Raw genomic sequence first — 10,062 nt, forward strand, 5'->3', positions numbered from 1 at the left:
TTGCCTTTCTGTCGCCGAGGACGTGAGGGGAGGGCCCGGCGTGCCGCCCCGACCCGCCGGGCCCTCCCCTCACGTCCTCGGCGACAGAAAGGCAACGACCGCAGTGATCTCCGACCTGCAGACAGCGCCCCGGCGCGCACTGGCGATGACCTACGAGCAGATGCTGGAGAAGGTCCGCTACGAAGGCGCGTATCCGACCCGGGAGCGGGCCGAGCAAGCCGTACGGCTGGTGGTGTCGGGGCTGGGGCGCCAACTGACCGGTGAGGAGCGTGTCGAGCTGGCCGCACGGCTGCCCCACGAGGCGGCGCGCATCCTGACCGAGCAGATCCCCGACGTGCAGCCGCTCACCGGCTGGGCGCTGGTCAAGGACCTGGCCGGCCGCACCGGCGCGACCCTCGCCACCACCCGCTGGGACACCGGATCGGTCCTGTCCACGGTCGCCGATCTGGCGGGCCCCGAACTCCTCACCCGCATCCTGAACCAACTCCCGGCCGGTTACGCGCTCCTGTTCGGCCGCGCGGAGCTGACCCAGGCCGCCTAGACCGGCGGGGCGCCCCCACCCGTCCGCGTGGCCCGCGCCCCATGCGCATGTCGCGCCTTCGCACGCCCCGTACCCCTTGACCGTCGAGATCCGGTTGACCGTCGAGATCCGGCCGGAGCCGCAGCGTCCCACCACGCGGCTCCGGCCGACGCGTTGCGACGACGCTCGCCGGGCCCGCGCCCCCTGCCTGCCACGGTGCACCCGAACGGGTCACCCGCGTCGCCCCGAACCCTGCCCCTGCTTAGGCTCCTGGTGCGGTCCGGTCCGTTCGGGAGCCGGTGCGCGGCCGGGCCCGAGTCGGACGTTTCCCCAACGGGGAGCGGGGCAGGCGCGAGTCGTGCTTCGGACCGGAGGCACGCCCGCTGGACGCGTGTGTCCCGGCGACGCCAACTCCGGACGCGTCCTGGTCACATGCGGTTCGGCGGCGTCACCCACACCCCCGACGTGCAGGAGCCCGCGCCATGCCCAACAGCCTCGCTCGCAAGCGGACCCACGACGACGCCCCCGACACCCATGACGCCTTCGCCCGGCTGAACGCCCTGGGCGAGGGCCCGGAACACGACGCGCTGCGCGAGGACCTGGTGGCGCGGTGGATGCCGATGGCCCAGCGCCTGGCCGGCAAGTACCGCAACCGCGGCGCCGAGCTGGAGGACCTTTACCAGGTCGCGGCGATGGGGCTGGTGAAGGCCGTCGACCGGTACGAGGCCGCGCGGGGCGCGTTCGAGGCGTACGCGATCCCCACCATCAACGGCGAGCTCAAGCGCCACTTCCGTGACTCCCTGTGGGCCGTACACGTCCCCCGCCGTGTCCAGGAGGCGCGCAACAAGGTCCGGGTGGCGCGCCAGCAGCTCCAGGCCGCGCACCCCGGTGAGCCCACCATCGCCGAACTCGCCGCCCACTGCGGGCTGGAGGAGGAGGACGTCCGGGACGGGCTGGAGGCCCTGGACTCCTTCAAGAGCCTCTCCCTGGAGGCCGAGTCCGGCCCCGGGAGCAGCGGCGGCGAAGGGCTTTCGCTGGCCGACACCCTCGGGGCGACCGAGCCCGGCTTCGACACCGTCGTCGACCGGGAGGCGGTCAAACCGGCGCTGCGGGCCCTGCCCGAGCGCGAGTCGAAGATCCTCTACATGCGGTTCTTCAGCGACATGACCCAGAGCCAGATCGCTGCCGAGCTGGGTATCTCCCAGATGCACGTCTCCCGGCTGCTCAGCCGTACCTGCACCCGCGTGCGCCGCGAGGCCCTCGCGGAACAGGCTGCCTGACGCTCCTGCCGTTCCACCGATCCGGTACGCCCGGACGCCCCCGGACGCGCGCACATGTCACCGGCCGGAGACATCCCCAGCGCCTTCCTCCCGCTCTGCCGGAGCGGCCCCCCCCACCCGTACACGTTCACCCGGAGGGACCAGTCGACATGCCCGAGGGACCTGTTGCCTCGAAGAATGAAGGGGCACCGGCGTCGCGCCGCGCCCCGGCAGAGAGGCCCCTCCCCATGCCAGGACCCAATCGTCGTCCACCCGGACCAGGCCGGGGCCACGCGCGGACCGACCAGATGCTCCGCACCCTGCTCCGGCGCCGCAAGCGGTCGTTGAGCAGCGCGGACGTACTGGTCGCCGACCGGCCCAAGGTGCGCCGCGCGGTGACGGCAGCGGCCCTCGGCAACACCATGGAGTGGTTCGACTTCGGCGTCTACGCTTATCTGGCCAGCACCATGGGCAAGGTCTTCTTCCCGGCGAGCTCGCCCGGCGTCCAGGTCGTCTCGACCTTCGCGACCTTCGCCGCGGCGTTCCTGGTCCGGCCGCTCGGCGGGCTGGTGTTCGGCCCGCTGGGCGACCGGATCGGCCGTCAGAAGGTCCTCGCCGCAACGATGATCATGATGGCGGCGAGCACCTTCGCGGTGGGCTTCCTCCCCACGTACGCGGCGGTCGGGGTCGCCGCCCCCCTGCTGCTCCTCGTCTGCCGGCTCGTCCAGGGCTTCTCTACGGGCGGCGAATACGCGGGGGCCACCACCTACATCGCGGAGTACGCGCCCGACCGGCGCCGGGGTTTCCTCGGCAGCTGGCTCGACTTCGGCACCTTCGTCGGTTACGCCCTGGGATCCGGCCTGGTCACCGTCCTCACCGCCGTGCTCGGCACCGACGGGCTGGAGGACTGGGGGTGGCGCATCCCCTTCTTCGTCGCCGGGCCGCTCGGCCTCATCGGCCTGTACATGCGGATGAAGCTGGAGGAGACCCCGGCCTTCAAGAAGGAGGCCGCCTACGCCGCCGCGGAGAGCGGGAACCCAACGGCCGAGGAGGCCCCTCCGACGGCGAAGGGAACCCTCAAGGAGATCTTCACCCGGCACTGGCACGCGGTGCTCATCTGTATGGGTCTCGTCCTGCTGTACAACGTCACCAACTACATGGTGACCTCCTACCTGCCCACTTACATGACCGTCGCCCTGGGCCAGGACGACACCACCGCGCAGTTGCTGGTGCTGTGCACCATGCTGCTCGTGGTCCTCACCATCACGACCGTGGGCCACACCTCGGACCGCTGGGGCCGCAGGCCTGTCTTCCTCGCGGGCAGTGTCGCCCTGATCGTGCTGGCCGTACCGGCCTTCCTGCTCATCAGGGAGGGCGGCATCCTGCTTCCGGCCCTGGGCTGCGCGATCCTGGGCCTGCTGCTGGTCTGCTTCGCGGGCACGGCCGCTTCCACCCTGCCGGCCCTGTTCCCCACCCGACTGCGGTACGGCGCCCTGTCCATCGCCTTCAACATCTCGGTGTCGCTCTTCGGCGGCACGACGCCGCTGTTCGCCTCCGCGCTCGTGGAACTGACGGGGAACGACCTGGTCCCGGCGTACTACCTGATGGTGGCCGGGCTCATCGGTCTCGTATCCACGCTGTTCCTGCACGAGACGGCGGGCAAACCGCTGCGCGGCTCCGGTCCGATGGTCGAAACGCCCGACGAGGCACAGCGCGTCGTCGCCCACAGCCGCACGGCGGCGGGCCGCCAGGCCCGGGACATCTGGATCCGGCTCCGCCACCCGTGGGCGCGACCGCCGGGCGAGCACCGCGACTGACCCCGGACGCCTGGGACGAGGACGCGAACCTGCGGGCCCGGGTGGCACCGCTCGGACAATCGGCTGGAACGCGGCAGGCCCGCTACCTAGGGTTTGCGCATGACGGACGAGCGTGCGGAGGCCGCCGTACAGGCGGCCATCGACGGGGAGCTGCGGCTCCTCGATCCCGAGGTGCGTGCCTGCGCGGCGCGGGTGCTGGAGCTTCTCGACCCGGAGTTCACCGAGACCGGGGCGTCCGGGCGCCGCTGGGACAGGAAGACGGTCCTCGCGGCTACGGGGGACGGCACGGTGTCCCGGGAGGCCCCGGTCCACGTCGAGGAGATGTCCGGCGTCGTCCTCGCCCCGGGCATCGTCCACCTGACGTACTTCACCGAGCACGCGGGCCGTCGGGCGTGGCGGAGTTCCCTGTGGCGTCGGACGGAGGCGGGCTGGCGCATGTACTTCCACCAGGGCACGCCGGTGGGCTGAATCCCGGGCCGCAGGTACCGGGCCCCGGCCCGAGGAGCGCCGGAGACGTGGATCGCACACCAGCGCCCGGCGCGCTCCCGCCCCGCGGCCCCGGCCCTACCCCGTCTCGCGCAGGGCGTCCACGGCCCCCTTGGAGAGCTCCACCCGCACCAGCGCAGCCGCCAGCTTCGGCAGGTCCTCGGCCGGGACGAGTTCCGCCAGCTCCTCGGGCGTCCGGGGCAGCCCCAGCTCACCGGCGGCGTGTCGCGCCCGGTCGTCGAAGGCGGGGCGCAGCTCGGGCCACACGCCCTGCGCCTCCCGGCAGAAGATGTCGGCCCCCACCGGCCCGATCCGCGGGACCTCCCGCAGCAGCTCGCGCACCCGGCCGGGATCGCCGCCCGCCTCCTCGCGCAGCCGTCGCAGGTCACCCCCGTACCGGTCGAGAAGAAGCTCGGCCCCGGCGCCGAGCGCGGTGGCCGTGCTCTCGTCGTAGCGGCGGTAGTGCGCGCGGCCGAGCGCGTCCACCCGGTCCTGCCAGGAGGCCGCGAGCATCGCCTTGGGGGTACGCATCCCGGCTTCGAACAGCTCGCGGGCCGCGGCCACCGCGATGTCCGCCTTGATCCGTACCGAGAACAGCACGCAGAGGCTCAGCAGCTGGTGCAGCGGGGCAGGCGTGTCCCGCAGGTGGATGCCCGCCTCCTCCGCGTGGGTCCTTCCGTACTCCTGCAACAGGCGCTCGGCCGTGACTCGCGGTGCCATGGTGCTCCTTCCGCCGCAGTCGTGGACCCCGGAGCCGGGGGCCGTCTCACTTCGGGGCGGGGTACGGGCGCCCTCGCGGAGGTGGAGCCGCGGGCGCGCTCAGGGTTCTCCGGTCGCGCGAGTACCCCTTCTCCCCCGCCGGTACACGCGCGACACCCATTGCCCCTCGCGTCCCGGGCCGCCGGGCGCCGGGTCTCACCCGAACGGCCCATCCGGCTCGCCGCCGGGCGCCTTCGCTCCCGTTGCCGTCGGCGCGAGGGGGCAGGCTGGACAGCGTCAGCGCGCCCCCAGCCCTGTGTACGGCGCGTGCCCCCGGCCCTGTGTACGGAAGGACCCCGCCATGCGGACCGTGACCCTCAACAACGGCGTCGAGATGCCGATCCTCGGCTTCGGCGTCTACCAGATCCCCGCCGAGGAGACCGAACAGGCCGTCAGCGGCGCCCTCGCCGCCGGCTACCGCTCCCTCGACACGGCGGCGGCCTACCGCAACGAGGAGGCCGTAGGGCGGGCCATCAGGAGCAGTGGCATCGCGCGCGAGGACCTGTTCGTCACCACCAAACTGTGGGTCTCCGACGCCGGGGAGGACAGGGCCAGGCGCGCCTTCGAGACCTCGTTGCGCAGGCTCGGCCTGGACCACGTCGACCTGTATCTGATCCACCAGCCCTACGGCGATGTCTACGGCTCCTGGCGGGCCATGGAGAGCCTGCACCGCGAGGGACTCGCCCGGGCCATCGGCGTGTCCAACTTCCACCCCGACCGGCTCGTGGACCTCATCGACCACAACGAGATCACTCCGGCGGTCAACCAGATCGAGACCCACCCCTTCCACCAGCGCATCGCCGACCAGAAGCTGATGCGCGAGCGGCGCGTCCAGATCGAGTCGTGGGGGCCGTTCGCCGAGGGGCGCAACAACCTGTTCACCCACCCCGTACTCGTACGGATCGCCGCCGCACACGGCAAGTCCGTGGCCCAGGTCGTCCTGCGCTGGCTCATCCAGCGGGACGTCGTGGTCATCCCCAAGTCGGTCCGCGCCGAGCGCATGGCGGAGAACTTCGACGTCTTCGGCTTCGAGCTCACCGCCGACCAGATGGCGGCCGTCGCCGCCCTGGACACCGGGACCACGCTCTTCTTCGACCACCGCGACCCGGTGATGACCAGCCGGCTCGGCACCAGCACCCTCGACGACTGACGGGCGGAGGGCCGAGGGGCCGCGCGCCCATCCGGGCGGGGCGAAGCCCGTTCTCCGTTCCCGCGGCCGATGGTGTACGAAGTCATGCGTGACCGAACAGACCCCGCCCCCGACCGTCCGCGTCTTCATAGCGCTCGCCCCGCCCGACGACGCCAAGGCGGAGCTGGAGCGAGAACTGCTGTCCGCCTACTCCGCCTACCCCCGGCTGCGGTGGAACCGTGTCGAGGACTGGCACATCACCTTGGCGTTCCTCGGCGAGCTCCCGGCGGCGACGGTCCCGCTCCTCCAGCCGCCGCTGGCCGGTCTGGCGGCGGCCCACCCGCCCCTGCGACTGGCGCTGCGCGGCGGCGGACACTTCGACGAGCGGGTGCTGTGGAGCGGGATCGAGGGGAACCTCGAAGGGCTGCATCTGCTCACCAAGGAGGTCCGCGACGCGATCCGGGCGTGCGGTGTGGCTTTCGAGGAGCGGCCTCTGCGCCCCCATCTGACGCTGGCCCGCGCCCGCCGCGACGACACCTCCAGCGTGGTGGAGCTCGCCGCCGCGCTCGCCGGCTTCACCGGGCGGCCCTGGCACGCGGAACGCCTGCACCTGGTCGCCAGCAACGTCGGCCGGGGACCCGGGCCGATCCACTACCGGGACATCGAGGCCTGGCCTCTCGGTGCGGGACCGTCCTGACGGTGACAGGCGCGAGGGAGGCAGATCACGCCGGGGCGCGTACACCCGGAGGGTTGACGGTGTGTCACCTTCTTGGTTTGGTCAAGTATTGAACTTCCTCGACCGGGTGGCCTGATCCGGGCGGCAGAGTGAGGTGACCGGCGTACGGCACGTCATCGCTGCCGGGCCCGGTCCTGGGGCAGCCGCCGGCCACCACGGGCCGGTGCCGCCGCCACGGCGCCGGGGGCAAGGAGGCCGGTACCCCCGGGGACAGGGGTACCGGCCTCCGGGCCGTCACGTCCGGAGCGGCGGCCCGGGCCGGGCGGCGGCCCGTGGGGGGCCCGCTCAGCCCGCGAGGCGCGCCATCCACTCCTCGACCTCGTCCGCCGACCGCGGCAGCCCCGCCGACAGGTTCTCGTGGCCGTCGGCCGTGACGAGGAGGTCGTCCTCGATGCGGACGCCGATGCCGCGCCACTCCTCGGGCACGGTCAGGTCGTCCGGCTGGAAGTACAGGCCCGGCTCGACGGTGAGCACCATGCCCGGCTCCAGGACGCCGTCGACGTACTCCTCGTTCCTGGCCTGCGCGCAGTCGTGGACGTCCAGACCGAGCATGTGGCCGGTGCCTGCCATGGTGAAGCGGCGCTGGAGGCCGAGTTCGTAGGCGCGCTCCGCCGGGCCCTCGATGAAGCCCCACTCGACGAGCCGGGCCGCCAGGTGGCGCTGGGACGCCTCGTGGAAGTCGCGGTACGCGGCGCCGGGCTTCACGGCCGCCATCCCCGCCTCCTGCGCCTCGTACACCGCCTCGTAGACCGTGCGCTGAAGCGGCGTGAAGGTGCCGCTGATGGGCAGCGTGCGGGTGACGTCGGCGGTGTAGAGGGTGTTCGTCTCCACGCCGGCGTCGAGCAGCAGGAGGTCTCCCGGGCGGACCGGGCCGTCGTTGTCGGTCCAGTGCATGATCGTGGCGTGCTCGCCGGCGGCGCAGATCGTGCCGTAGCCGACGGCGTTGCCCTCCAGGCGCGCGCGGCGGAAGAACGTACCCTCGATCCAGCGCTCGGACGACGCTATCGCCCGGGACAGCTCACCGATGACGTCGGTGAAGCCGCGCACGGTCGAGTCGACGGCCTTGCGCAGCTCCCCCACCTCCCAGTCGTCCTTGACCAGGCGCAGATCGCTGAGCGCCTCCTCCAGCTCGGCGTCGCGCTCCTCGTCGGTGGCGACGGCGGCTTCCAGGGCCGGGTCGATCCCGCGCACGATGCGGGTGGGCGCGCCGGAGGCGGCGAGGTCGTCGGCCGCGGTGCGGACGTCGCGGCAGGGCAGCCCGAGCACGACCGCGGACTCGGCCAGGGAGCGGCGCCGTCCCATCCACAGCTCCGCGGTGGAGCCGGTCCAGAACTCGTTGTCGTCCCTGCTGTCGCGGGGGAGCTGGAAGCAGTAGGCGTCGTGGCCGCCGTCCGCCCGGGGTTCGAGGACGAGCGCGCCGTCACGGGCCTGGTCCCCGGTCATGTGGACGTAACCGGTGTACGGGCGGAACGGGTAACTGTCGTCGTTCGAGCGGGCCTTGAGGTTTCCCGAGGGGATCACCAGGCGCTCGCCGGGGAAGCGCGCGGAGAGCGCGGCGCGGCGGGTGGCGGCGTACGGGGCCTGCTCGTCGGGCCGCAGGTCGCGCCGTTCAGTGTCCGCCCACCCCGTCCGCATCAACGCGGACAGTTCCTCGGAGATCCCTGAGTAGAGACCGTTCTTCCGGCCTTTCGCCACGGCGTACACCTTCCTTCGGAGGGGCTTGTGGTGCGTTCTGCGCGGACGGTACTCCGCGCCGCGCGCGCCCGGTGCCCTGGAGCGCCACTGGCACGGATCGGCCATGATCCTGGCCGGTACGGGCCGATAATGAGGCCCATGACGCACGCGAAACTCGGCGAGGCCCTGCGGCTCCTGGGCATCGATCCCTCGGCGGCCCGGGTCTATCTGGCCCTGCTGGAGCTGGCCCCGGCCCCGCTGAGCGCGATCGCGGCGGCTGCGGGCCTGGAGGGCGCGGATCTCACCGCCGCGTACGGCGAGCTGGTCGACGCCGGTCTCGCCAGCGCCGCCGAGGAGGGCGGGGCCGTGGTGGCCCCGGTCCCGCCGGCCGCGGGGCTGGAGATCCTGGCCCGGCACCGGGCGGCGGAGGTCGAGGAGTCACGTATCGCCGTCGGCGGGGCCTTCGAGTCGTTCCGGCGCCAGCGGCTCGCCGCGTACAACGACCACCTCGTCGAGGTCGTCACCGGTGACGCCGTCGGCCCCCGGATGCGTCAGGCCTGGGCGAGCGCGCGCGAGCAGATCCGGCAGTTCGAGTCACCGCCGTACTTCCCCCTGTCGGGTGCCACCGACGACGCGCTGGCCACGCTCGCGCGCGGGGTGACGCAGCGCGTCGTGTACTCGCGGGCGTCCCTGGAGTACCCGGGCCATCTGAAGGAGGCCGTCGAGCCGTGTGTCAACGCCGGTGAGCAGGCCAGGGTGCTGCCATCGGTGCCGGTCAAGCTGGTGATCATCGACGAGGCGTACGCCCTGGTGTCGTTGTCCATCAAGGAGGCCGACGTGCACAATTCCATGCTGGTCGTCCAGCCGTGCGGTCTGCTCTCCGCCCTCATCGCGCTGTTCGAACAGTCCTGGCAGAGCGCCCTGCCCTTCCACGGCAGCACCTCCCGCCCCGGCGGTCTGCCCCCGGCCGACCGCCGGCTGCTGTGGCTGCTCGCGGGCGGCGCGGGCGACGACGTCATCGCGCGTGAACTGGGCCTCAGCCGCCGCACGCTCTTCCGCCGGCTCCAGGTCCTGATGGCCCGGCTGGGCGCGGCGAACCGCTTCCAGCTGGCGTTGCAGGCGCAGCGGCAGGGGTGGTTGTGACGCCCCCCACCAGTCGGGACGGGGCCGCGCACCACTCGCGGTGAAGCCGTGCACCGCGTCCTACCCGCGCCGGCAGCCGCCGCGATCGGCCCGGAGCGCCGCCCCGCCCCGCCCGGTTCAGAACTCGCGGTCGATGCCGGTGACGGCCGCGGGCCCCAGAGGGGCGTCGTCCTGCGCCAGTCCGGAGGCGCGCAGCGCGGCGGAGACCAGCTCCACGGCTTTGGTCTCGGCCTCGGCGCGCGTCGCGGCCTCCACTTCCAGCCGGACGGAGAACATGTTGCCGTCCTGGAGGGTCAGGAGGCTCAGGTCCTCGTTCTCCCCGAAGTCGGTGTTCGAGGGGTCCTGTGGACGCAGCTTGCGCTCCACCGCGGAACGCTGGTCGTCGGTGATGCCGTGGACGAACGTCCCCGGCACGGTGATGACGTAGTCGGTCATGGAAACTCCTGCCATGCAGGCCCCCGCGGTCGACGGGGGCATCCCCTTGGAATGCCCCGAGACGGCGATACCAACCACCCCCCTCGCCCACTCGGTCCCATCCC

General features: G+C 72.6%; 10 protein-coding genes. 7 read left to right on the top strand and 3 right to left on the bottom strand.

From position 1 onward, the window contains the following. Positions 1-145: 145 nt before the first annotated feature. The 4 genes from ACJA3G_RS20520 to ACJA3G_RS20535 all read left to right on the top strand — a co-directional run bounded on the left by ACJA3G_RS20520 (position 146) and on the right by ACJA3G_RS20535 (position 4,064). Complete coding sequence (locus ACJA3G_RS20520; RefSeq protein ID WP_406554485.1) at positions 146-541, top strand: DUF2267 domain-containing protein; 396 nt, start codon at positions 146-148, stop codon at positions 539-541. Between the two features lie 461 nt (positions 542-1,002). Continuing rightward, positions 1,003-1,800 carry a SigB/SigF/SigG family RNA polymerase sigma factor gene (locus ACJA3G_RS20525; protein ID WP_406554476.1) on the top strand — a complete coding sequence of 266 codons (798 nt, stop codon included), beginning with the start codon at positions 1,003-1,005 and terminating at the stop codon, positions 1,798-1,800. Positions 1,801-2,087: 287 nt separating this feature from the next. Next, complete coding sequence (proP, locus tag ACJA3G_RS20530; protein ID WP_406554477.1) at positions 2,088-3,596, top strand: glycine betaine/L-proline transporter ProP; 1,509 nt, start codon at positions 2,088-2,090, stop codon at positions 3,594-3,596. A 99-nt stretch (positions 3,597-3,695) separates the two neighbouring features. Next, entirely contained in the window at positions 3,696-4,064 is a 369-nt protein-coding gene (locus tag ACJA3G_RS20535) for a DUF4440 domain-containing protein (protein WP_406554478.1), read from the top strand. A gap of 96 nt (positions 4,065-4,160) precedes the next feature. Here the strand turns inward: ACJA3G_RS20535 and ACJA3G_RS20540 are convergent, their stop codons facing one another. After that, positions 4,161-4,802, bottom strand: coding sequence for an endonuclease (locus ACJA3G_RS20540; RefSeq protein WP_406554479.1), 642 nt, complete (start codon positions 4,800-4,802; stop codon positions 4,161-4,163). Positions 4,803-5,142: 340 nt separating this feature from the next. On the opposite strand from ACJA3G_RS20540, the gene ACJA3G_RS20545 reads away from it, so the two are divergent. Together ACJA3G_RS20545 and thpR are read left to right on the top strand one after the other, a co-directional pair. Next, positions 5,143-5,991 (top strand): aldo/keto reductase, encoded by an 849-nt coding sequence (locus ACJA3G_RS20545; protein ID WP_406554480.1) that lies wholly within the window; start codon positions 5,143-5,145, stop codon positions 5,989-5,991. Positions 5,992-6,079: 88 nt separating this feature from the next. Then, positions 6,080-6,667, top strand: coding sequence for an RNA 2',3'-cyclic phosphodiesterase (thpR, locus tag ACJA3G_RS20550; protein WP_406554481.1), 588 nt, complete (start codon positions 6,080-6,082; stop codon positions 6,665-6,667). Positions 6,668-6,991: 324 nt separating this feature from the next. On the opposite strand, the gene ACJA3G_RS20555 is transcribed toward thpR, so the two are convergent. Then, positions 6,992-8,401, bottom strand: a complete 1,410-nt coding sequence (locus tag ACJA3G_RS20555) for an aminopeptidase P family protein (protein ID WP_406554482.1) — start codon at positions 8,399-8,401, stop codon at positions 6,992-6,994. 138 nt (positions 8,402-8,539) lie between these two features. Here ACJA3G_RS20555 and ACJA3G_RS20560 point away from each other — a divergent pair, with 138 nt between their 5' ends. Next, complete coding sequence (locus ACJA3G_RS20560; protein ID WP_406554483.1) at positions 8,540-9,523, top strand: LuxR family transcriptional regulator; 984 nt, start codon at positions 8,540-8,542, stop codon at positions 9,521-9,523. Between the two features lie 117 nt (positions 9,524-9,640). On the opposite strand, the gene ACJA3G_RS20565 is transcribed toward ACJA3G_RS20560, so the two are convergent. Beyond that, entirely contained in the window at positions 9,641-9,958 is a 318-nt protein-coding gene (locus ACJA3G_RS20565; RefSeq protein WP_406554484.1) for a hypothetical protein, read from the bottom strand. Positions 9,959-10,062 lie beyond the last annotated feature (104 nt).

Source organism: Streptomyces sp. YS-3 (genome assembly GCF_045257485.1).
Classification (GTDB): domain Bacteria; phylum Actinomycetota; class Actinomycetes; order Streptomycetales; family Streptomycetaceae; genus Streptomyces.